The organism is Pseudomonas arsenicoxydans (genome assembly GCF_900103875.1).
In the GTDB taxonomy this organism is placed as follows: Bacteria; Pseudomonadota; Gammaproteobacteria; order Pseudomonadales; family Pseudomonadaceae; genus Aquipseudomonas; species Aquipseudomonas arsenicoxydans.
The window spans coordinates 999,856-1,022,968 of the sequence record NZ_LT629705.1; the positions used below are offsets into that span (position 1 = coordinate 999,856).

Here is a 23,113-nt window from a genome sequence, read left to right on the forward strand (position 1 = left end):
TGCCCGCGAAGCTTTTAAGGCTTACGCGGACTCAAGACCATCTGCGCGGGAACGTTGCGCAGGGTCTGCTTCTCAAGCTTCAGATCAAACTCCGAATCCAGCTTCTTCACCCTCTTGGTGAGCAACGTCGCCAACCAAGGGAAATCCTCAGTGCGCGGCGCTTGAATGCTCACGTCGCACTGGTAATTAACCACATCAGCGGCGATCGCATCCAGTTGCCGACGAAGCTTCGTCATATCGGTGAGGTTCAGCGCAATCGTTGTGCTTTCTGCCGTCGGATCGATCACTTTCGCCTGGGGCTTGGCTTCTGCAGCCATGAGCGCAGCTTCGGCTCTGTCCAGCTCGGCCTTGCGAGCATTGACGATGGCGTTGTTGACCCCACCTGTCAGCGCCGGAGCCTTGGGCATCAGTGCTCGAGCCCGGGCCAGCGCTGTAGCGGCAGCATTGACATCGCCTTTTTGCAGCACGATCTGGCTGCGACGCAGGTACGCTTCAGCCAATTGCCGCTGATACGGCACAAGGGATGGGTCGTTCGGCGACTGCGCCTGTAAGGCAGCCAATTGATCTTCGGCAGTGGCCAGCTCGCTGCTGGCCAGGTTTTGTTCCAGCTGCGCGATGGCCGCAGCCCGTGCATCGGTCGCCTCAGTGGCGGCCGGCGGCGTGCTTTGGCAAGCGCCCAGTAGCAGCGAAAATGCGACAAGGAGCAGATAACGGGAGGCTAACAGCTTCATTCCTGCGACTCTCTATTTGCGCAAAAAACGAGCAAGTCTACACCCCTCGACGGGGCAGGACAAAACTCAGCAAAAACAGTGCGGCGGCCGTCACAACAATTGACGGGCCCGCCGGGGTGTCCTTGAACCATGACAACGCCAACCCGCCACAGACCGCGAGCATGCCCAGCAGGCTCGCGCCCAGTGCCATCTGCTCCGGTGACCTGGCGTGACGTTGTGCCGCAGCCGCCGGAATGATCAGCAACGAAGTGATCAGCAACACACCGACGATCTTCATCGCCACCGCGATCACCACGGCGATCAGCAACATCAGGGTCAGACGCAACGCCGCGACCGGCAAGCCTTCGACCGTGGCCAGTTCTTCATGCACCGTGATAGCCAGCAAGGGCCTCCACAATGTCACCAGCAAGGCCAGAACGGCCGCGCTGCCGCCAAGTATCCAGGACAAGTCAGTCGGACTGATCGCCAGCAAGTCGCCGAACAGATAGGCCATCAGGTCGATCCGCACTTCGTGCATGAAGCTTAGTACTACCAGGCCCAAAGAGAGCGTGCTTGGCGCGAGAATGCCCAAAAGCGTGTCGGAAGCCAGTGGCTGACGCTGTTGCAAAGTCACCAGCAACACCGCCAGCAGCAGGCAGCCAACGGTGACCGCCACGGCCGGGCTGACATCCAGCAGAAAGCCCAACGCCACACCCAGCAGGGCCGCGTGGGACAAGGTATCGCCGAAATAGGCCATGCGCCGCCAGACCACAAACGAACCCAGAGGTCCCGCGACCAGCGCCAAAGCCAGACCTGCAAGCAGGGCGTAAAGCAGAAAATCAGCCATGCTTGCAGCTATCTCCATGGACGTGGGTATGGACCGCCGGGGTCGCGGTGACCACCGAGCCATGCAGGTCATGGGCATGGTCGTGATGGTGATGATAAATCGCGAGGCTTTGTGCGTTCTTCCCGAACAACTCGACGAAAGCCGGATCGCCGCTGACCTGTTCCGGGTGCCCGGAGCAACAGACATGGCGATTGAGGCAAACCACCTGGTCGGTGGTGCTCATCACCAGGTGCAAATCGTGGGAAACCATCAACACGCCACAACCGTGACGGTCGCGCAGACGTGTGATCAAACTGTAGAGCTCGGCCTGACCGGCTACATCGACACCTTGCACAGGCTCGTCTAGCACCAGCAACTGCGGTTCGCGCAACAATGCCCGAGCCAGCAACACGCGCTGCATTTCACCGCCGGAAACACTTTGCACCGGACTGTCGATCACCTGCTCGGCGCCGACTTCCTTGAGGGCCGACAGGGCCATGGCGCGATCCACGCCCGGCACCAGGCGCAAGAAGCGCAGCACCGAAAGCGGCAAAGTCGGGTCGACGTGAAGTTTTTGCGGCATGTAACCGACGCGCAGCTTCGGCTTGCGCCAGACGCTGCCGCTGTCAGGCTTCAACAGGCCGAGCACCGCCCGAACCAACGTGGTCTTGCCCGCGCCGTTAGGGCCGATCAGCGTCACGATCTGCCCTGGCTCGACGCTCAGATCGATGTTGTCGAGCACGTTTTGCCCGGCAAAAGTGACGGCAACCTTCTCGAGGCGTATCAGCGCGTTGCTCATCAAGCCCCCTGGCAACCCGAGCAGAGCCCGACCACTTCAACGGTCTGGCCTTCGACGATGAAACCAACATCCTTCGCGCTACCAACGATGGCGTCGCTGATGGACTTCTGTTCCAGCTCGATGGCGGCGTGGCATTCGCGGCAGATCAGAAACTGCCCTTGGTGGGCATGCTCCGGATGATTGCAGCCGACGAAGGCGTTAAGTGAGGAGATACGGTGCACGAGGCCGTTTTCCAGCAGGAAATCCAGCGCGCGGTACACGGTGGGAGGCGCGGCGCGGCGACCGTCCTGCTCGCTGAGCACTGCCAGGATGTCGTAGGCGCCCAGCGGTTTGTGGCTTTGCCACACCAGTTCCAGCACCCGCCGACGCAAGGCGGTCAGGCGCAGGCCTTGACGTGCGCACAAAGCGTCGGCCTCTGACAGAGCGCTATGCACGCAATGAGAGTGGTCGTGGGGACGGCTGGCAATCGGTGTTTTAGGCATGAGCGGCGACGAGTTTTGTGAGAGACGTTATTATGTTACCCGTTCTCGCCTCTTCGAGTGGTCATCGTGTCCCGAATTTTTTCCTTCTTTGTCGCCTTTTCCGCCAGTTTCCTGTTGATCGGTTCGGCTCATGCTGACGTCAAGGTCCTGACCAGCATCAAGCCGCTACAGTTGATTGCCGCTGCGGTGCAGGACGGCGTGGCGATTCCGGAAGTGCTGCTGCCACCGGGCGCTTCGCCGCATAACTACGCACTGCGCCCTTCCGACGTACGGAAGGTGCAGTCGGTGGATCTGCTCTACTGGATCGGTCCGGACATGGAAGGCTTCCTGCCTCGGGTGCTCAATGGCCGCTCGCTGCCAAGCGTCGCGATACAGGATTTGCCGGGGCTGAAATTGCGTCGCTTCGCCGAAGATAGCCACTCACATGCCGAAGAAGCCGACGAGCATGACCACGATCACCGCCCAGGCAGCCTGGACGCGCATTTGTGGCTGTCGCCGGTCAACGCCCGTGTCATCGCCGCGAAAATGGCGGCTGACCTGAGCGCGGCCGACCCGACCAACGCCGCCCGCTATCAAAGCAACCTCAAGGCATTCGATGAGCGTCTCGATGCGCTGGATATACGCCTGAAAAAACGCCTGGCCGCTGTCGAAGGCAAACCCTACTTCGTGTTCCACGAAGCGTTCGACTACTTCGAAGACGCCTACGGCCTCAAGCACACGGGCGTGTTCAGCGTTGCTGCCGAAGTGCAGCCTGGAGCCCAGCACGTCGCGGCGATGCGCGCGCGGTTACAGGAAGTCGGTAAGACCTGTGTGTTCAGCGAGCCGCCATTGCGCCCGCGCCTGGCGGAAACCCTGGTAGCAGGCCTGCCGGTGAAATTGGCTGAGCTGGACGCGCTGGGCGGGTATACGCCAGCGACCGCTCAGGGGTATGAGCAGGTGTTGGAGAAGTTGGGGAATGATTTGGCGGGGTGTCTGGAGTCGCTTTAAGCCTTATTCGGCTTCGCCTCAATCGCGGGCAAGCCCGCTCCCACAGGTTCGCGGTGATCCTTGTGGGAGCGGGCTTGCCCGCGATGCTTTTTAGAGGGCGAAGGGCAATGAAGTATTAACCTTCTGCCGCTGCGCCAAGCGCTGCTGAAACTCCATCGGATCGTGAATCAACACGTCCTGCCCGGCGAAAGATTCCGCGGCGATCAACCGTGACAACCAGAACCGCACACACGCCACGCGCAACATGGTCGGCCACAGCTCAGCCTCGGCTGCCGTGAACGGTCGCAACGCGGCGTAGGCACCGAGCAACGCCCGCGCTCGCGGTCCGTCGATCAGACCGTCTTCATCGGAACACCAGTCATTCAATGCAATCGCAACGTCATAGAGCATCGGGCCCGAACAGGCGTTATAGAAGTCGATCAGGCCGGTCAGATGCGTGCCTTCGAACATCGCGTTGTCGCGAAACAGGTCCGCATGGATGTTTGCCCGGGGCAAGGCAAGAATTTTCGTTTTCTGCTGGGTGATTTCATCCAGTGCCCGTTGCAGCAGATCGCTCTGCTCGGCATTCAGGTGCGAGAGAAACTGCGTGCCCTCCTCCAGCATCCAGTCCAGGCCACGATCGGTCTTGCGCTTGATCATGTTGGCTTGGGTCGCCAAGTGCAGGTGGCCGAGCAACTCACCGACTTGAGCACAATGCTGCGCATTGGCTTCCTTGATGTGTTTGCCGGCCAGGCGAGGCTGCAACAACGCGGGTTTACCGGCCAGTTCGCGCAGGGCAACACCGTCGGTCGTTCGTAGCGCGTACGGCACCGGCAGATCGGCTTCGTGCAGCACGTCGAGCAGTTCGATGAAGAATGGCATCTCCTGAACCGGACCACGCTCAACCAGGGTCAGGACAAATTCGCCCTGCTCCAGGCTGATAAAGAAATTGGTGTTTTCGCTTCCGGCGGCAATCCCCTGGAAATCAAGCAGGCGGCCGAGCCCGTATGGGGCGAGAAAGGTTTCCAGCTCGGGCCGAGCCAGGGGGGTGAACACAGACATGGTTAAAAACTGCTCAAGTTCGGGCGCCGCGATCGAGCCGGCGCCGATTAAAGTTAAGAAACTACTTCCAGGTAAAAATTTCCCACGATGGAATCAACATATCCGGCTGGTCGGAACGTATGTAGTTCGCGTCTGTACCATCGGCACGCACCAGGAAATAGGGTTTGCCACCCTTCGGTGTGACCTTGATCGCATAAACGAATCCGCTCCGGCTGTACTCCTGGATGACCTTGTCACCTTCCGTGTGCGTCTTGATGGTAACTTCTGGCTCCGAACCCGGCGCAGTGTCCGCCGCCATGACGGCCAACGGAACGGTTGCAAACAAGCCAGCCAGCAACAGGCGATTTAGTGTGCGCATGATAACCTTGTCCCTTTGTCGTCAACGGTCCCGCTATTCTAGCGCCGGACCCGCCGAAAAGGTTGATCCTGCTCATGAGCCAAGCCCCCCTCGTCCTGGTGGACGGTTCTTCTTACCTGTACCGCGCCTTTCACGCCCTGCCGCCACTGACCACCTCCAAAGGTTTGCCGACCGGTGCAGTCAAAGGCGTGCTGAACATGCTCAAGAGTCTGCGCAAGCAGTACCCGGACAGTCCGTTCGCCGTGGTCTTCGACGCCAAGGGCGGGACCTTCCGCGACGAGATGTTCGCCGAGTACAAGGCCAATCGCCCGAGCATGCCCGACGACATGCGCGTACAAATCGAGCCATTGCACCAGAGCGTGATCGCACTGGGCTTTCCGCTGCTGTGCGTCAAGGGCGTCGAAGCCGATGACGTGATCGGCACCTTGGCCCGCAGCAGCGCGGCCGCCGACCGTCCAGTGCTCATCTCCACCGGCGACAAAGACATGGCCCAACTGGTCGACGGCCACATTACCTTGGTCAATACCATGACCGGTAGCGCGCTGGACGTGGACGGCGTGAAGGAGAAATTCGGCGTCGCTCCCGAGCAGATCATCGATTATCTGGCATTGATGGGCGATTCTTCCGACAACATCCCCGGCGTTCCGGGCATCGGTCCGAAGACGGCTTCTGGCTTGTTGGTCGGCGTAAATGGCGGCCTGACCGAGCTCTATGCGCAGCTCGACATCGTCCCGACGCTGCCGATTCGCGGCGCCAAGACCCTGCCGGCCAAGCTGGAAGAGCACAAGGAGATGGCATTCCTCTCCTATAAACTGGCGACCATCAAGATCGACGTACCGCTGGACATCAGTCTCGACGATCTCCACATGGGCCAGCCGGATCACGACAAACTCGCCGAGCTCTACACCCTGCTGGAATTCAGAAGCTGGTTTGAAGAAAACCAGCGCGATGCCAAGCGTTCCGGTCAAGAAGTCTCTGTTCCGGTGGCCGAAGAAGCCGCTGTCGACACCGAGCTCAAGTACACAACGATCCTCACCCAAGCCGATTTCGATCTGTGGCTGAAGAAGCTCAACGACGCCAAGCTGATCGCCTTCGATACCGAAACCACCGGCATCGATGCGCAGCAAGCGCAACTGGTGGGCCTGTCTTTCGCTGTACAAGCCAACGAAGCAGCCTACATCCCGTTGACCCATTCCTATATGGGCGTGCCGGACCAGCTGGATCGCGACACCGTGCTGCGCGCACTGAAACCGATTCTGGAAGATCCGAGCAAACTCAAGGTTGGCCAGCACGCCAAGTTCGACATGAACATCCTGGCCAACTGCGCCATCGGCGGCGATCAAAGCTGCGGCATCACCGTGCAAGGCATCGCATTCGACACCATGCTCGAATCCTACGTGCTGGACTCCACGGCCACCCGCCACGACATGGACAGCCTGGCGCTCAAGTACCTGAATCACACCACCACCAGCTTCCAGGACATCGCCGGCAAAGGTGCCAAGCAGCTGACCTTCGACCAGATTTCCCTGGAACTGGCCGGACCTTACGCCGCAGAAGACGCCGACGTGACACTGCGCCTGCATCAAACCCTGCAGGAAAAGCTCAACGCCATTCCGAGCCTGAGCAAAGTCCTGAGCGAAATCGAAATGCCGCTGGTGCCGGTGCTGGCACGGATCGAACGCCAGGGCGCGCTGGTCGATGCCAACCTGCTGGGCATTCAGAGTGTTGAGCTGGGCGACAAAATGGTCGCGCTCGAACGTGAGGCGTTTGCCATCGCCGGCGAGGAGTTCAACCTTGGCTCGCCCAAGCAACTGGGCGTGATCCTGTACGAAAAACTCGGTCTGCCGATCCTCAGCAAAACCGCCAAGGGCCAGGCATCCACCGCCGAAGCAGTGCTGGCTGAACTGGCCGAGCAGGATTACCCGCTGCCCAAAGTGCTGATGCAGTACCGCTCGATGAGCAAGCTGAAAAGCACTTACACCGATCGCCTGCCGGAGCAGATCAACCCGCGAACCGGACGGATTCACACCTCGTACCATCAGGCTGTCGCAGCGACCGGTCGACTGTCGTCCAGCGATCCGAACCTGCAGAACATCCCGATCCGCACCGCCGAAGGCCGTCGCATCCGTCAGGCGTTCATTGCCCCTAAAGGCTACAAGCTGCTGGCAGCGGACTACTCGCAAATCGAACTGCGGATCATGGCTCACCTGGCCAAGGATGAAGGGTTGCTGCATGCGTTCCGCAATGACCTGGACGTGCACAAAGCCACGGCGGCCGAAGTCTTCGGTGTCGAACTGGCCGATGTCACAACCGATCAGCGCCGCAGCGCCAAGGCGATCAACTTCGGTTTGATCTACGGCATGAGTGCGTTTGGCCTGGCCAAACAGATTGGCGTTGATCGCAAACAGTCACAGGCGTACATCGACCGTTATTTCGCCCGCTACCCGGGTGTTCTGGAGTACATGGAGCGCACCCGCGCACAGGCGGCCGAGCAAGGTTTTGTTGAAACCATTTTCGGACGTCGCTTGTACTTGCCGGAAATCAACGCGAAAAACCCGGCCCTGCGCAAAGGCGCCGAGCGCACGGCAATCAACGCCCCGATGCAAGGCACCGCGGCGGACATCATCAAGAAAGCCATGGTGGCTGTGGATAACTGGCTGACGACCTCAGGCCTGGACGCCAAAGTCATCCTGCAAGTACACGACGAATTGGTGCTTGAGGTGCGTGAGGATTTGATCGACCAGGTTCGCGATGAAATTCGCGTGCACATGAGCGACGCCGCGAAACTCGATGTACCGCTTCTGGTTGAAGTCGGCGTTGGCAACAACTGGGACGAGGCTCACTGAGCCGTCTGAACCGGGGTTTTCTGCTGCGGCACAGTGCCGCGGCAGAACAGCGCAGGGGGCTTATTTCGGAAAACGAGGGGACTTATTTCAAATGGTTTCTGAAGCGCCGGAACTAAACATGTGAACTGCCACTCAGAGTTACTGAATGGCTGGTGAAGCCCTTCGATGCTCCTATGTTGTGTTAAGTGTTGGCAGATATCTGGACCCCGCCCTAGCGGTCCGGAACTTGAACCCCGGAACTTCCCCCTCCCCATAAGAAGTCCGGGGTTTTTTTTGCCCGCGATTTATTGCTCGGCAATCTCCGAGCCCTTGTCCGCGAGTTCCATCCAGCCTGCCAGTACAGTGTAGGCGTCTTCCAGGCCCATGCGTTTCGGCGCCGAAAACAACTGGATGCTGATCGCATCACCCCAGCCTTTGCGGATATCTGCCTGAACCTTGAGCAGGACGTTCTTCGCTGCGCCGTACGTCAACTTGTCGGCCTTGGTCAGCAAAATGTGCATCGGCATGCCACTGGCGACTGCCCAGTCGAGCATCAACAGGTCGAAGTCAGTCATTGGGTGGCGGATGTCCATCATCAAGATCAGACCTTTCAAACTCTCGCGGCCACCCAGATAAGCTTCCAGGTGACGCTGCCAGTGCAGCTTCAGCGGGATAGGTACTTTTGCATAACCGTAGCCCGGCAGGTCGACCAGACGACGATCATCGTCTAGCTTGAAGAAGTTCAAGAGTTGCGTGCGACCCGGAGTTTTCGAGGTTCGCGCCAGGCTGGCATGAGTCAGGGTGTTCAACGCGCTGGATTTACCGGCATTGGAACGCCCGGCGAATGCCACTTCAAAGCCTTCGTCGTCAGGACATTGATCGACTTTGGCAGCGCTGAGCATGAAGGTGGACTGTTGGCACAGGCCGAGGATGGGGTTCTTGAGTTGCATGGGATTTCCGATGTGGGCGGCGCCGGGAATGGACGCGGCGAGCAGTGTCGTTTCCGTTTCAGTGACGCCAGTATATAATGCCGCAGATTTTGTGTGCGCTTTGTCCCAGCGTAGGATGAAGTTCACGAGAGCGAATGACCTTGATTGCGCATTAGAACGCAAAACGCTCTCAACCCTGAAAAGGTCGTTTTATGACGAAATGGCTGCTAGTTGCCGGTGTCTTGATGCCGCTTTACAGCGCTCAGGCTACACAGGATCCGGAAGCTGTGTACAACCGTGTTTGTGGTGCCTGTCATTCCGGCCAACTACCCATGGCCCCCCAAAAGGGCGATCAGGAAGCTTGGACGCCGAGGTTGGCGAAAGGTATGGAGACGCTGGTGCAACACGTGACCCAGGGTTTCAAGGCGATGCCGCCGCGTGGTTTGTGCATGGACTGCAGTGCCGAGGATTACCAGGCCATCATCCACTGGATGAGCGAGTGATCCCGGTCCATAACTCTTTAACCCTTAGCCGTAGTTGGATTAGCTGATGAACAAATTGATCGTGAGTCTGCTGTTGACCGTGGGGATCTCCGGCATTGCCCATGCTGCAGGTGATGCAACTGCTGGTCAGGCGAAAGCCGCAGTATGTGGCGCCTGTCATGGCCCGGATGGCAATAGCATGGCGCCTAACTTTCCGAAACTGGCAGGCCAGGGCGAGCGTTATCTGAACAAGCAGCTGCACGACATCAAGTCCGGCAAACGTACGGTACTGGAAATGACCGGCCTGCTGACCAACCTGAGCGATCAGGACCTGGCCGATATCGCCGCCTACTTCGCTAGCCAGAAAGGCAGCGTTGGCGCCGCCGACCCTAAAGTCGTGGCTCGCGGTGAAGCACTGTTCCGCGGTGGCGACCTGGCCAAGGGCCTGCCCGCCTGCACCGGTTGCCACTCGCCCAATGGCGCAGGCAACCCGGCAGCTGGTTTCCCACACCTGGGCGGTCAGCACGCTCAATACGTTGCCAAGCAACTGACCGAATTCCGCAAGGAAGAAGGCGGCCGCACCAACGATGGCGACACCAAAACCATGCAGACCATTGCCAAGCGGCTGAGCGACGAAGACATCGCGGCAGTGTCCAGCTACATTCAGGGCCTGCACTAAGACCGGCGAACAGGGCGGCGCGCAGGATGTACATCTCCTGCAACGTTAACGCTCTATTAATCCGTCGCAGCAAGTATAAAAAGGGTGGCTTAGGCCGCCCTTTTTTGTGGCTGCTGCCGTTACACTACAGAACTCACGCCCGCCATGACCTGTCTGAAAACAGGTCGCGCGAGGCGACCAAAATTGTCCAGGAGTAAAGCATGCGTAATCTGATCATCAGCGCCGCACTCGTCGCTGCCAGCCTGTTCGGCGTGACTGCCCAAGCCGCCGAAGCACCCGCCGCCCCTTATGTCGAACTGAGCAATCCGGTTCCGGTCGCTGTGCCTGGCAAAATCGAAGTCGTGGAGCTGTTCTGGTACGGCTGCCCGCACTGCTACGCTTTTGAACCGGTGATCAATCCTTGGGTCGAGAAGCTGCCTTCGGATGTCAACTTTGTCCGCATTCCGGCGATGTTCGGCGGCCCTTGGGATGCACACGGCCAGATGTTCCTGACCCTTGAAGCCATGGGCGTCGAGAGCAAGGTTCACGCCGCGGTGTTCAACGCGATTCAGAAAGAACACAAGAAGCTGATCGATAAAGCCGACATGGCCGACTTCCTCGCCACTCAAGGCGTAGACAAGGACAAGTTCCTGTCGACTTTCGACTCCTTTGCCATCAAGGGCAAGATCGTCCAGGCGCGTGAACTGGCCAAGAAATATGAAATCTCCGGGGTTCCAACCATGATCGTCAACGGCAAGTATCGCTTTGACATAGGGTCTGCCGGCGGCGCCGAGCAAGCCCTGCAACTGGCCGACAAACTGGTCGACAAAGAGCGAGCGGCTAACAAGGCTGCCGCCAACTAAGCGCGGGGCCTGCCATGCGCCGCTGGGGTACTGAACGCGTCGTTGGCCTGCATGATCCGCGGGTCAACGAACATCATCTGGAATCGACGGGCCTGCCCGCAGACAGCCGTCTGCGCCTGCTCAGCTTCAATATCCAGGTCGGCATCAGTACCGAGCGTTATCGGCACTACCTGACCAGGGGCTGGCAACATCTGTTGCCGCACACCGGCCGTGCCGACAATCTGCAAAAGATCGGCACTCTGTTGGGCGACTTCGATCTGGTCGCCCTGCAGGAAGCCGATGGCGGCAGCCTGCGATCAGGCTACGTCAACCAGGTTGAACACCTGGCGCAACTCGGCGCTTTCCCCTACTGGTATCAGCAACTCAACCGCAATCTCGGGCGCCTCGGCCAGCATAGCAATGGCGTGCTGAGCCGCTTGCGCCCCTGGGCGATTGAAGACCATCCACTACCGGGCCCCAAAGGGCGCGGAGCCATCCTGGTGCGCTTCGGCGAGGGTCCAGAGGCGTTGGTGGTGGTGATGATGCACCTTGCGCTCGGCGCTCGGGTGCGCACGATGCAGCTGGCTTACATTCGCGAGTTGATCGGCGGCTACAAACACCAGGTGTTGATGGGCGACATGAACACCCACGCCAGTGACTTGCTGCAGAACTCCCCGTTGCGTGACCTCGGCCTGCTCGCGCCACAACTGGAAGCGACCTTCCCAAGTTGGCGTCCGCAGCGCTGCCTGGACCATATACTGCTCAGCCCTACCCTGACCCTTGAAAAGGTCGAGGTGCTGGCACAACCGATTTCAGATCACCTGCCCGTCGCGGTAGAGATTCGTCTGCCGGGTTCGCTCACGGCCGATGCATTGCCCGCGTTGAGTCCTGCCCCTCGCGGATCCCTTGAATGAGCGACGAAACAGAGCGTTGGAAAGAGAAATACCTCAAAAGCATCGAACAACAGGAAAAGCTCGAACGTCGGTGGAACGCCAGGCTCGACCTGCTGCGCCGTGGCCTGGTGCGTAGTACGCTTGCTGCGGAAGGCACCGATCGCGCCGTTGATCTATGCATGAAGGAAATGCGCGAAGTCGTGCGCACCGATGATATGGACGCCGGCCTCGCCGCCCTGCTGCCACGGCTCGAAAAAGCGGTGCTCGACTCCGAACAGCGCCGGGAAACCCGGGTCAACCAGACCAGCGCCGCACTGAATGCACTGGTGACACAGCTGCAAACGCTACCGCTGCCACGCGAAGTCAGCCGACCGCTCAAGAATTTTGCCAAGCAACTGGATGGCCGGGTCAGTCAGGCAAGGGAAATTCCGTTGCTGCTCAGCGAGCTGAGTGGCCTTCAAGGCAACGCCTTGCGCCAACTGGACAACCCGACAGAGCCTGATCGTCCTGGTTTTTTGCAGCGGTTGTTCGGTAACCGGGAAGCGGATGAGGCCACGGCGCAGGTTGCCGTCGTTTCCGTGCAAGCGCCTGCCCCGCAGACGGCTGAACCGACTAACGCACCAGCTGCTGAGACTCGACCGGAAACAGTCGATACCGCGCCCACGATAGAGCAGCCGCCAGTCGCGCCATCACCGGCCCACGACGCCCCACCTGTCGTTGCAATCCCTGAGTCCCTGGTTATACAGGCCGTTCCCAAAGAGGTTACAGCTCCCGACGTCGTGGCGTTTGTCCCGCCTGTCCTTGCCCCAGCGCCTGAATGTGCGCAGCCGGCAGAGCCACAAGAGCCGAGCGATTTTGAACAACTGGAAGAGCCAGCGCTGCCAGTCATCGCACCTGCCGCGCAGGTTCAAGAGTTAATCAATCCTGACGAATTGAAACCGGCAGCGGCGACCACCGGCGATGCGCAGCAACCTGAGCCAGGGGACATTGTTTATGCCTTACCGGACTCACCAGAGCCTTCCTACAGTTCTGTGGCCAAGCACATTGAAGACACGCTGTTGGGCCTTCTTGACGACCTGACGCTGCCCGAACGTCACCGGCCGCAAGCCGAAGCGATGCGCGACCGTCTGCAAAACGGCTTGAACTGGTACGAGTTGATCCCGATCCTCGACGATCTGGCGACATTGATGCTGGCAATCACCGACAGCGGTCAGCACGAATTCGAAGCTTACTTGCAGCATCTCAACGAACGCCTGGAGTCCTTCCAGAGCAACTTGCAGGCGGCCAGTGACGGCCATGCCGACAATCGCTCTGCTGCGCGTGAAATGGACACGCAGATCCGCGAGCAGGTCGACGGCTTGCAAAGCAGCATGCAGGAAGCGGCAGATCTGGAGGACCTCAAGCACGTTCTGGAGAACCATCTCGAAGGCCTGCTGGGCACGATGGACCAACACCAAAAGCAGCGCGACGAGCGTGAGCACGAAATCGCCGCACGCCTGCAAGGCCTGGCGGAACGGGTGGCACACATGGAACAGGAAGCGCTGGGCTATCGCGAGCACCTCGAGGAACAGCGCCAGAAGGCCCTGATCGACCCGCTCACCAACCTGCCCAATCGAGCCGCCTGGAGTGAGCGGCTGGAGCACGAAGTTCGCGACTGGCAGCAACACGGCAACACCCTATTGCTGGTGATGCTGGACCTCGACCACTTCAAACGCATCAACGATAACTACGGGCACCTTGCGGGTGACAAAGTACTGAAAATCATCGCCGGCGTATTGCGCAAGCGCCTGCGGGGAACGGATTTCATTGCACGATTCGGAGGTGAGGAGTTTGTCATGTTGATGCCTGACACTTCCCTGGTAACCGGCGCAAAGCTGCTGGAAACCATGCGCGCCTCCATTGAGGCCTGCCCTTTTCACTTCAAGGGCGAACGGGTGACCATCACGCTGTCCGTAGGTTTTACCGCATTGAAAACCGCGGAACACAGTGATCAAGCGCTGAAAAGAGCCGATCAGGCGTTGTATCGCGCAAAAAATGCCGGCCGCAACCGGGTTGAACCAGGCTGACAGGCAATTGTGCCATTTTATTTAAAACTGCGCTTTTGCCTTCTGCGCGCGAGTCAGTACGTTACACTGTTGCATTACTGTCTTGCGTGTATTGCCTCCAGCCATGAAATGTCTTGCTCTCATTGTGTCGCTGCTCCTGTTGGCCGGTTGTGCCAGTGGTCCGCGGATCGACACCAGTCACCCTTCAGCCAATTACGACAGTCGCATTCAGTTCGTGGTGGTGCATTACACCAACGCCTCACTTGAGCGCTCGCTGCAACTGCTGACCCACGGCGAGGTCAGCAGCCACTATCTGATCGGCGACGATAAAGGCGCCACCATCTATAAGCTGATGGATGAAAACTTGCGCGCCTGGCACGCCGGTGAAAGCGAATGGCAAGGCCGGACCTGGCTGAACTCCAGCTCCATCGGCATCGAGATCGTCAATCCGGGCTTCAAAGACACCCCGACCGGTCGCCTGTGGTATCCCTACAGCGAAGATCAGATTCAGTCGTTGATCTTCCTGCTCAAGGACATCAGCAAGCGTTACAACATCGACCCTGGCGCCATCATCGGTCATAGCGACATTGCGCCGCTGCGCAAGCTCGATCCTGGCCCGCTGTTCCCCTGGAAACGCCTGGCCGCCGAAGGCCTGGGTATCTGGCCCAACGAGCAGGCGGTTGCACGCCAGCAAGCCCAGTATGCAGTCGAGCTGCCAAGCATCGGCTGGTTCCAGTCACAGTTGGCTCACCTCGGTTATGCCACGCCGCAAACGGGTGAGCTGGATGTTGCAACACGCCATGTCCTGGCCGCTTTCCAGATGCATTTCCGCCCCACCCGCTTCGATGGCACCCCGGACGCTCAAACCGCAGCATTGCTACAGGTTTTGAATCAGACAAAATAATGACGCCCGCCCGACGGTCAGGGCTATTTCCAAATCAGCAGCTATAACTCATTGGTAATTCTTCGGATATCCATGATGGCTGTAGCTCGAGAGACGCTTCGTAGTTGGTTCTATCGCCCTTGGTTCCTGGCGATACTGGCTGCTGCCTTGAGCGCAACGCTATTGATGGCCGGTAGCCTGTTCGTGGCAATGCATCAGGTCGAACAAAGCGAAAGCGAGGAAATGAATGCTCAGGGCGAGCGCTTCCTGGTCCGCCTGGAGCAGTTGTTCGGACAACTTCGCGAAAGCCTCGACGATCTCGAAGCCCAACCGTTGCGGACCTGTGATACGGCGATGGTCGCGACCTTGCAACAGGTGAGTTTCAATTACCGATTCGTTTACGAAGCTGCTTACATGGATGGCCCGCGAATCTGCTCAAACCGCCCCCGCCAGGAAGTGTTGTCGCTGACACGACCACCGGATATAAGGGGCCCCACCTACAGCTTCTGGTTGAATACCACGACCGAACCCGATGAAAACCGTGCTGCGCTGATGCTCGGACGTGGCAACTTTCGTGTCGCGACGTCTCGCGGACATTTGACCGACATGGTCGATCTGTCCCCCGGTAGCAGCCTGCTGGTCGTGCTCGATCACGGCAACCGCGCGATTCCGGTTCTGGGTGTCGAGCAAGTCTGGCCGCCCACGGAACCCTGGCCCCCAAAAAGCCAGGATGCATTGCAAGTGACACAAACCCGCTTGATCTACCGCATGCCCACCAACAACCCCGAATACCAACTAGTGCTGATCACACCGCGCACCGGCATGCATGTGCCTGCCGTGTGGTGGTGGCTACTGCCGGCCAGCCTGGCCTTGGGGGTTTTCGTTGGTTTCATGGTGTTTTTGCTGGTCCGACAGCGACAGTCGCTGGATGCCGAATTGAACGGCGCCATTCGCCGAGGCGAGTTGCAGGTGCTGTATCAACCGATCTTTGATCTCGACAGTCGCAACTGTGTCGGTGCCGAAGCCTTGCTGCGCTGGCGAAGGCCGGACGGCACCCTGACCAGTCCCGACCTGTTCATCCCGATGGCCGAAAACACCGGCCAGATCCGTCAGATGACCGACTTCGTATTGCAGCGGTTGCTTGAACAACTGGGGCAGTTGCTACGCGCCAACCCGCAGCTGTACATCTCAGTCAACCTGGCAGCTTGCGACGTCATGGTCCCACGTATCGGTCAGGTGATGGCCCGTCTGTTGACCTTGCACCGGGTCGCGGCAAAGCAGATCGCTTTCGAGGTGACAGAGCGCGGCTTGATCGACGTGGTGGTGGCCAGGGAAAACCTGCAAGCGCTGCGCGATGTCGGGCATCAGGTGTTGATCGATGACTTTGGCACCGGTTATTGCAGCCTCGCCTACCTGCAAACCCTGCCGGTGGACTGCCTGAAAATCGACAAGGCGTTTATCGATGCATTGGGTCATGACGCCGCCAGCAGCGGTGTAGCACCGCACATCATCCATATGGCGCAGGCCCTGCAACTCAAGGTGATCGCCGAGGGTATCGAGCATGAAGCCCAGGCGAAGTTTTTGAGCAGTGAAGGTGTGAGGTATGGTCAGGGTTGGCTGTTCGCCCATGCACTGAGCGCCGTACAGTTCATTGAACTGATTACCCGCGGTCGCCGGCTGAACGCCCGGCGCCTGGATGATGAAGCCTGATCGGATGGCTACGGCTTATACCGCCAGAGCCATGTAGAACTGAGTCCCCTGCCCTGGCCGCGAATAGACACCCATCCGCCCGCCATGCAACTGCACAATTTCCTTGCATAGTGCCAAGCCAAGCCCCGCGCCACCCTTCTTGCGGCCGACCTGAACAAAGGGCTCGAAGATCCGTCCCTGCTGGCCGTACGCAATGCCTTCGCCGTTGTCTTCTACGCTGATAATCACCCGTTCTCCATGACGTCGGGCCTGCAACCGTATCAACCCGCCCTCAGCGGTGTGGCGCAAAGCGTTATCGATGAGGTTATCGAGTACCCGATCCAGTTGCCCTTGATCGACCTGTAACCTCGGCAACGGCCCTTGCACTTCCACCAGCAATTCAATGCCTTTGAGCGCCGAAGCCCCGGCAAAGCGTGCCCGGGCCTGCTCAAGCAGATCTTCGATGACACAAGGTGCAAGCGTAAGCTTCTGCAATCCGTTCTGGTAACGTGAGAAATTCAACAGGTCGTTGATCAGCTGCATCAAGCGCTGCATTTCTTCGTTCACGGTGTCCAGCAAATCAGCTTCGCGCGAATCCGCAGGAAACTTCGCCCGTTCGCGGAACAGGCCGAACGCCATATGCATGCCGGTCACCGGGGTACGCAGCTCATGGGAGGCCCGCAGGACAAACTCACTGCGCACCCGTTCGAATGCGCGCTGCTCGGTGACGTCATGCAACACCATCACAGCGCCAAGAATATGGCCCTGTGTATGACTGACCGGCGTCAGGCTATAGGTCAGCAATCTCGACTCGCCATCCACTTCGACGCTCAGATCTTCCGGTGCCCGCTCGAGCGTCCCGCCGCGCAGCACCAGTTGCAGTTGTTCATCCAGTTCGGGACGTTCAAGTGCCGTCCCCAGCCCTTGGCCAAGGCGATCGGTGTCCCAACCCAACTGGCGCTGGGCCACCGGGTTGAGGTGCTCGAGATGACCATCGCGATCGATCATCAGCAACCCGTCGTCAATGCTGTCGAGTACGGCCTGCAATCGTTGCTGACCGGCAAGCAGCTCGTCGATATTCATCGCCTGGTGCTCGCGCAATGCCTCGGCCATGATGCCGAAACGCTTGGTCAGCTGGTTCATTTCCACGGCGGAGGACACCGGCAGGGTCACTTCGAAATTGCCTTGGCCAATATTGTCGGCAGCCTGCACCAAGGCTTCTATCGGAGCGCCAAAGCGCCTGGCGATCGCATGGGCGGTAACGAACCCGATGATCAGGACCGCCAATCCCACCAATCCCAGCAAACCGGCGATCAGCAGCGCCCGCTCACGGGCCCGGCGTTCGGTGTCATTGATGCTATCCAGAGCGCGCTTGTGCTCGGTGATCAGGCCGTTGCGCAGCGCGTTGAATTTTTCCGTGAGCGCTTCTTTGCCACTTAATACCTGTGTCGGTTCACGTGCCTGGCTGTAGGCCTCAAGAAAGTCGAGGTAGTCAGCCTTGGCCTGCTTGAATCCGTACAAGTCGCCGTTTCCTGCTTGCTCATGGGCGATGCCTTCGTCCAACAACTGGAGGTAACGCTGGCGGCTCGACTCAAAGGCTGCAGGATTGGGCGTTTCATTGACCATGACCATGAGCTGATCGCCCAGGGTCTGACGCAATTTCAGCCCCAGATCCAGCGTGACAAAGTTTTCGCGAACCAGTGCTTCCTGAGTCGCGGCCATCTGCATCACGCTTACCAGACCGAGCAAGAGCCCGAGCAACGCCACCGTGATCAGCGCCGAAATACTCAGGAACAGCCGAGTACGCAGCTTCATCGCCAGTTTCATCGGATAACGCTCACAGGTTGTACTGCTTGCGCTTGCGATACAGGGTCGAAGCGTCGATGCCAAGGGTTTTGGCCGCCTGATCCAGCGTGTCGGCCGTGGCCAGCACGGCACCGATGTGGGCTTTCTCCAGCTCATCCAGACTCAACGCAGCACCGATGCGCGGCGCATTGTTGACCGGGGTCTCGGCCATGCCCAAATGACTGATCTCGACCCGCTCCTGTGGACAAATGATGCTCGCCCGCTCCACCACGTTACGTAGCTCGCGAATGTTGCCGGGCCAGCGGTAACACAGCAACGCTTCACGGGCTTCATCGCTGAACCCTCTCGCCGGGCGGGCGTACTCCTTGACGAAGCGCGCAAGAAAACGGTCAGCCAGGTTCAGAATGTCTTCTCTGCGCTCGCGCAGTGGCGGCAAGTGCAGGGTAATGACGTTCAGGCGATAGAGCAGGTCTTCACGGAAGCGACCGTCGCGCACCATGTCTTCGAGGTTCAGGTTGGTCGCCGCAAGAATTCGCACATCAGCGCGGCGCGTCACTGGGTCGCCCACACGCTCGTATTCCTTGTCCTGGATGAAACGGAGCAACTTTGGTTGCAACGTCAAAGGAAAATCGCCGATTTCGTCGAGAAACAGCGTGCCACCATCCGCTTGATTGACTCGTCCCAAGGTGCTTTCGCTCGCGCCCGTGAACGCACCACGACTGTGGCCGAAGAGTTCGCTTTCCATCAATTCCGCCGTCAGCGACGGGCAGTTGATCGTAACGCACGACTTCTTCTGGCGCTTGCTCCAACCGTGAATGGCTTGCGACAGCTCGCCTTTACCGGTCCCCGACTCACCAAGGATCAAAATGTTGGCATCGGTGCCGGCCACTTGGCGTGCGGTCTCGAGTACGACTTTCATGGCCGGGCTATGCGAGTCCAGGCCGTCCTTGGACTTACGTACTTCGCCTTCAAGGGCTTCAAGGCGTGCGGAGAGTTGGCGCACTTCCAACTGCTTGGCGGTGGCCAGGCGCAATTGGTCGGGGCTGCAGGGTTTGACGAGATAGTCGGCGGCGCCTGCCTGAATGGCATCGACTGCGGTGTCTACGGCGGAGTGAGCGGTGACGATCACTACGCGCATCCAGGGTGCCTGGATGCGCATCTGGGCCAAAACATCCAGGCCGTTGTCTTCGCCCAGGCGCAGATCGAGAAAGCATAGATCGAACACCTGGCGCTGTAACAAGGCGTCGGCCTGCGCTGCGCTGTTCGCGGTAGCGACGCTATAGCCTTCGTCTTCGAGGCAATAACGGAAGGTTCGCAGAATGGCGGATTCATCATCCACCAGCAGAATGCGGCCTTGATGCTCAGTGGCTGATTCCATGTTCCTGCGCTCCATTTAATGAATGATCTTGGTTAGTCCCGGAAAAATCGGGCAAGTTGCATGGTTTATTCTGATCCATTCCAGCCCTGGCAGGGTAGCTCTCTACCGATCTGTTAGCTAATGGTCTGATTTATCTGGTTTTTTACTTAAATATCGCTTTTAAGGCGATTACCCACGTCCCTTTCTGACATCTGCGCCCTCCCCGCAATTCAAAAATTATCAAAGTTCCCTTGATGCGATCGTGCAATACGCCCGACCTTGCGCAGGCCATCGTGCAGGATGCGTCCTGCGTACTTTTAACAATCAATCTAACTCATTGATTTTAAACACTTTAATTCTAATAAAAAGCTGGCATGCAGACTGCAATAGACAGGGTAAGCAGGGCATAAATTATCGACGCCCACTAGCAGATCACCACCAGAGTGGGAGGAGCTTCAGGATGAATCGCCAACGTGCCGCCCAAATGCGTATCTCGCCATTGCATATCCAGCAAGGCCTGTTTGCCCTTCTGGCCCTGTTGATCACGCTGATCGCGGGCCAACAGTTCCTTCTTTGGGAACAGAGCCAGCAACCAGAGGCGCCGCACGTATCGATTCAACCTGCAACCCAGACTCATTTCAGAGCCGTCAGCAGCAACCAGGCTGACCTCGCCCCAATGCGAATGATGGACGTCGACCAGGCTCAGCCTGTGGATCAGATGCCACGTCAGGAACATTGGGTGTTCTAGGCAAACCAACTTGGCGTGATCGATGCGCCGGGAAAAGCACCACACGCACTACCTCTAATATAGAAGCGTAAGGAGAATCACCATGTTGAGCTGGGCAATCACATTCTTGATCATTGCCATCATTGCTGCGGTACTGGGCTTCGGTGGTATCGCGGGCACCGCCACGGGTATCGCCAAGATTCTCTTTGTCGTGTTCCTGGTGATGTTTATTGCTTCGTTCTTCTTTGGCCGTCGCGGTCGAGGCTGAAGATGAGCGTCACGTTTAAGACACTGGCAGCCGCCCTGCTTCTGGGCGGTAGTGCCATGGCGATAGCTGCCAATGATGGGCAGGCGCGGGTCAACGAGTTGCTGAGCGCAGACCCGCAGTACCGTGAAACCTGGACAAAAGTTGTTAAAAAGGAAGAACGACTGCCGGAATGGGTGATGAACCTGTCTGGCGATGCCGAGCAAATGAATGCTGTTGAAGAAGATGGCGACAAGTATCTGGTCGGCCCACTGTGCGAAACAAAGCCGACGTGCCTGACCAAACGCTTGATCGTGGCATTCAGTTTCGACAAGAAGGACGCCTACGCCATGCTGATCGAAGTACCCGCGGGACTGCCGGCCGACAAGTCGCCAACGCGACATGCCGATTACCGCTTCCTCGGCAAACCAGATCAAGGTATGCAGGATTTGTTGATGGAACAGCTCAAGAAAGATCCAAACTGGTATTGAGTTCGAAACACGGAAGAGGCCACACCGCTTCTTCCCTATGCGCTACCCGAGGAAGGTAGTCGCATGACCAAGGGGTCGGGACGTTCTGACTGTTACAGGGTCGGAGTGACCTACGGGCACATGGAGTGTCTGCGCAAGGGCCGGGTCAGGAATAGCTGCGACGCAAGTTCGCCGATCCAGTGTGATTTGACGAGCTTGCGTAGAGCTTTCTGCATGAAAAGCATCGTCCTAGAGCGTTCTGCTGCTCCCCTGCCCTTAAGATACGGCGACTCTTCGCAAAACCGGCGCGCGGTGTTTCTTTCGTGACCGTATATCGAGAAAGAGCTGCCTTGCCGACGAAGCGTTTTCGCTTTGAAACGTAGGCTTCTTCCTAAGTTTTGCCCTACACCTCCCCGCTCGAAAAATGACCAACCTCCCCTGTAATGGCCGGTTCACGGCACTTATGCCTGCCGAAATGTCGTATTCGAACCGGTTGGGACGCAAGTTTCAATTGAAAAAGCTCATGCCGATTCGGCATAGGGTAGGCGTTTACGGCATTAGACGTCGCAGCCTTGCATCGGAATAGTTGCGCCTTTTTTCGCCTGCCAGAGAGCCATACAACTCGCTCCGGGGCACCTTATACGGGGGCAGAGGCATACGACTTTTTCGCCACAAGCGTTCCAGTTCCTGCATCTGCCTGAGTCAAACGCAAGTAAGGGTAAAGATATGAAGAAGGCAAAGCTTAGCCTCGCCTGGCAGATCCTCATCGGTCTGGTATTGGGGATTGCAATCGGTGCGCTGCTCAACCATTTCAGTGCCGAAAAGGCCTGGTGGATCAGCAACGTCCTGCAACCAGCAGGCGATATCTTTATCCGTCTGATCAAGATGATCGTGATCCCAATCGTCATTTCCTCGCTGATCGTCGGCATCGCAGGCGTTGGTGACGCGAAGAAGCTTGGACGTATCGGTCTGAAGACCATCGTTTACTTCGAAATCGTCACCACCATCGCCATCGTGGTCGGTCTGGTTCTGGCCAACGTGTTCCATCCGGGCACCGGCATCGACATGAGCACCCTGGGTACGGTGGATATTTCCAAGTACCAGGCGACCGCTGCCGAGGTTCAGCACGAACACGCGTTCGTCGAAACCATCCTCAATCTGATCCCGTCGAACATCTTCGCGGCCATGTCCCGCGGCGAGATGCTGCCGATCATCTTCTTCTCCGTGTTGTTCGGTCTCGGCTTGTCGAGCCTGCAATCGGACCTGCGTGAACCGCTGGTGAAGATGTTCCAGGGCGTCTCGGAAAGCATGTTCAAAGTCACCCACATGATCATGAACTACGCCCCGATCGGCGTTTTCGCACTGATCGCGGTGACCGTCGCCAACTTCGGTTTTGCCTCCTTGCTGCCGCTGGCCAAACTGGTGATCCTGGTTTACTTCGCCATCGCCTTCTTCGCCTTTGTGGTGCTGGGCTTGATCGCCAAGGTATTCGGCTTCTCGGTGCTCAAGCTGATGCGCATCTTCAAGGATGAGCTGGTGCTGGCTTACTCCACCGCCAGTTCCGAAACCGTGCTGCCACGCGTGATCGAGAAAATGGAAGCCTACGGCGCACCGAAAGCCATTTGCAGCTTCGTGGTGCCAACCGGCTACTCGTTCAACCTCGACGGTTCGACCCTGTACCAGAGCATCGCGGCCATCTTCATTGCTCAGCTCTACGGCATCGATCTGTCGATCAGCCAGCAACTGCTGCTGGTGCTGACCCTGATGGTCACCTCCAAAGGCATCGCCGGTGTACCGGGCGTTTCCTTCGTGGTGTTGCTGGCCACCTTGGGCAGCGTCGGCATTCCGCTCGAAGGCCTGGCGTTCATCGCCGGTGTCGACCGCATCATGGACATGGCCCGTACCGCACTGAACGTAATCGGCAACGCCCTTGCCGTACTGGTCATCTCCCGCTGGGAAGGCATGTACGACGATGCCAAGGGCCAGCGCTACTGGAACTCCCTGCCGCACTGGCGCAGCAAGGAAAAGCTGCCGGTAGGCGAAGTGTCCAGCAACTGATC

Annotated in this window: 22 protein-coding genes; 13 read left to right on the forward strand and 9 right to left on the reverse strand. The window is 58.6% G+C overall.

Features of this window, described 5'->3' with window-relative positions:
- Window positions 1-14: 14 nt before the first annotated feature.
- Genes BLQ41_RS04440 through zur form a run of 4 tightly spaced genes read right to left on the reverse strand, consistent with a single transcriptional unit; the run spans window position 15 to window position 2,817 of the window.
- Window positions 15-731 carry a PA5502 family lipoprotein gene (locus tag BLQ41_RS04440; protein WP_090177398.1) on the reverse strand — a complete coding sequence of 239 codons (717 nt, stop codon included), beginning with the start codon at window positions 729-731 and terminating at the stop codon, window positions 15-17.
- 37 nt (window positions 732-768) lie between these two features.
- Window positions 769-1,557, reverse strand: coding sequence for a zinc ABC transporter permease subunit ZnuB (gene znuB, locus BLQ41_RS04445; RefSeq protein ID WP_090177401.1), 789 nt, complete (start codon window positions 1,555-1,557; stop codon window positions 769-771).
- On the reverse strand, window positions 1,550-2,335 hold the full coding sequence (gene znuC, locus BLQ41_RS04450; protein WP_090177405.1) for a zinc ABC transporter ATP-binding protein ZnuC: 786 nt from the start codon (window positions 2,333-2,335) through the stop codon (window positions 1,550-1,552). Before znuC ends, znuB begins: the two co-directional genes overlap by 8 nt.
- A complete protein-coding gene (gene zur / locus BLQ41_RS04455; RefSeq protein ID WP_090177408.1) occupies window positions 2,335-2,817 on the reverse strand; it encodes a zinc uptake transcriptional repressor Zur in 483 nt (160 codons plus the stop codon). Before zur ends, znuC begins: the two co-directional genes overlap by 1 nt.
- A 66-nt stretch (window positions 2,818-2,883) precedes the next feature.
- On the opposite strand from zur, the gene znuA reads away from it, so the two are divergent.
- The gene (znuA, locus tag BLQ41_RS04460) at window positions 2,884-3,804 is read left to right on the forward strand and encodes a zinc ABC transporter substrate-binding protein ZnuA (RefSeq protein ID WP_090188371.1); all 921 of its coding nucleotides are present in this window, start codon (window positions 2,884-2,886) and stop codon (window positions 3,802-3,804) included.
- 90 nt (window positions 3,805-3,894) lie between these two features.
- Here znuA and BLQ41_RS04465 read toward each other — a convergent pair whose 3' ends face one another.
- Window positions 3,895-4,845 (reverse strand): homoserine kinase, encoded by a 951-nt coding sequence (locus BLQ41_RS04465; RefSeq protein WP_090177411.1) that lies wholly within the window; start codon window positions 4,843-4,845, stop codon window positions 3,895-3,897.
- Between the two features lie 61 nt (window positions 4,846-4,906).
- A complete protein-coding gene (locus BLQ41_RS04470) occupies window positions 4,907-5,203 on the reverse strand; it encodes a DUF2782 domain-containing protein (RefSeq protein ID WP_090177413.1) in 297 nt (98 codons plus the stop codon).
- Window positions 5,204-5,277: 74 nt separating this feature from the next.
- Here BLQ41_RS04470 and polA point away from each other — a divergent pair, with 74 nt between their 5' ends.
- Window positions 5,278-8,049 carry a DNA polymerase I gene (gene polA, locus BLQ41_RS04475; protein ID WP_090177417.1) on the forward strand — a complete coding sequence of 924 codons (2,772 nt, stop codon included), beginning with the start codon at window positions 5,278-5,280 and terminating at the stop codon, window positions 8,047-8,049.
- 284 nt (window positions 8,050-8,333) lie between these two features.
- Here the strand turns inward: polA and yihA are convergent, their stop codons facing one another.
- Window positions 8,334-8,978 carry a ribosome biogenesis GTP-binding protein YihA/YsxC gene (gene yihA, locus BLQ41_RS04480; protein WP_033059788.1) on the reverse strand — a complete coding sequence of 215 codons (645 nt, stop codon included), beginning with the start codon at window positions 8,976-8,978 and terminating at the stop codon, window positions 8,334-8,336.
- Window positions 8,979-9,169: 191 nt separating this feature from the next.
- Here yihA and BLQ41_RS04485 point away from each other — a divergent pair, with 191 nt between their 5' ends.
- The 7 genes from BLQ41_RS04485 (at window position 9,170) to BLQ41_RS04515 (ending at window position 16,470) form a co-directional block, all read left to right on the forward strand.
- On the forward strand, window positions 9,170-9,460 hold the full coding sequence (locus tag BLQ41_RS04485) for a c-type cytochrome (protein WP_090177419.1): 291 nt from the start codon (window positions 9,170-9,172) through the stop codon (window positions 9,458-9,460).
- Between the two features lie 46 nt (window positions 9,461-9,506).
- Entirely contained in the window at window positions 9,507-10,118 is a 612-nt protein-coding gene (locus BLQ41_RS04490; RefSeq protein WP_090177422.1) for a c-type cytochrome, read from the forward strand.
- Window positions 10,119-10,318: 200 nt separating this feature from the next.
- Window positions 10,319-10,960 carry a thiol:disulfide interchange protein DsbA/DsbL gene (locus BLQ41_RS04495; RefSeq protein WP_090177425.1) on the forward strand — a complete coding sequence of 214 codons (642 nt, stop codon included), beginning with the start codon at window positions 10,319-10,321 and terminating at the stop codon, window positions 10,958-10,960.
- A gap of 14 nt (window positions 10,961-10,974) precedes the next feature.
- Window positions 10,975-11,853 (forward strand): endonuclease/exonuclease/phosphatase family protein, encoded by an 879-nt coding sequence (locus BLQ41_RS04500; protein ID WP_090177427.1) that lies wholly within the window; start codon window positions 10,975-10,977, stop codon window positions 11,851-11,853.
- Window positions 11,850-13,898 (forward strand): GGDEF domain-containing protein, encoded by a 2,049-nt coding sequence (locus tag BLQ41_RS04505; protein ID WP_090177431.1) that lies wholly within the window; start codon window positions 11,850-11,852, stop codon window positions 13,896-13,898. The genes BLQ41_RS04500 and BLQ41_RS04505 overlap by 4 nt, the downstream gene beginning before the upstream one ends.
- Before the next feature lie 103 nt (window positions 13,899-14,001).
- The gene (locus BLQ41_RS04510; RefSeq protein ID WP_090177437.1) at window positions 14,002-14,781 is read left to right on the forward strand and encodes an N-acetylmuramoyl-L-alanine amidase; all 780 of its coding nucleotides are present in this window, start codon (window positions 14,002-14,004) and stop codon (window positions 14,779-14,781) included.
- 75 nt (window positions 14,782-14,856) lie between these two features.
- Complete coding sequence (locus BLQ41_RS04515) at window positions 14,857-16,470, forward strand: EAL domain-containing protein (RefSeq protein WP_090177440.1); 1,614 nt, start codon at window positions 14,857-14,859, stop codon at window positions 16,468-16,470.
- Window positions 16,471-16,485: 15 nt separating this feature from the next.
- On the opposite strand, the gene BLQ41_RS04520 is transcribed toward BLQ41_RS04515, so the two are convergent.
- Entirely contained in the window at window positions 16,486-18,276 is a 1,791-nt protein-coding gene (locus BLQ41_RS04520; RefSeq protein ID WP_090177443.1) for a KinB sensor domain-containing domain, read from the reverse strand.
- Window positions 18,277-18,286: 10 nt separating this feature from the next.
- Window positions 18,287-19,633 (reverse strand): sigma-54-dependent response regulator transcription factor AlgB, encoded by a 1,347-nt coding sequence (gene algB / locus BLQ41_RS04525; RefSeq protein WP_090177446.1) that lies wholly within the window; start codon window positions 19,631-19,633, stop codon window positions 18,287-18,289.
- Between the two features lie 439 nt (window positions 19,634-20,072).
- Here algB and BLQ41_RS04530 point away from each other — a divergent pair, with 439 nt between their 5' ends.
- The 4 genes from BLQ41_RS04530 to gltP all read left to right on the forward strand — a co-directional run bounded on the left by BLQ41_RS04530 (window position 20,073) and on the right by gltP (window position 23,111).
- Window positions 20,073-20,360 (forward strand): hypothetical protein, encoded by a 288-nt coding sequence (locus tag BLQ41_RS04530; protein WP_090177448.1) that lies wholly within the window; start codon window positions 20,073-20,075, stop codon window positions 20,358-20,360.
- A gap of 82 nt (window positions 20,361-20,442) precedes the next feature.
- Entirely contained in the window at window positions 20,443-20,607 is a 165-nt protein-coding gene (locus BLQ41_RS04535; protein ID WP_003177151.1) for a DUF1328 domain-containing protein, read from the forward strand.
- Between the two features lie 2 nt (window positions 20,608-20,609).
- Window positions 20,610-21,074, forward strand: coding sequence for an inhibitor of vertebrate lysozyme family protein (locus BLQ41_RS04540; RefSeq protein WP_090177451.1), 465 nt, complete (start codon window positions 20,610-20,612; stop codon window positions 21,072-21,074).
- 705 nt (window positions 21,075-21,779) lie between these two features.
- The gene (gene gltP / locus BLQ41_RS04550) at window positions 21,780-23,111 is read left to right on the forward strand and encodes a glutamate/aspartate:proton symporter GltP (RefSeq protein WP_090177458.1); all 1,332 of its coding nucleotides are present in this window, start codon (window positions 21,780-21,782) and stop codon (window positions 23,109-23,111) included.
- Window positions 23,112-23,113 lie beyond the last annotated feature (2 nt).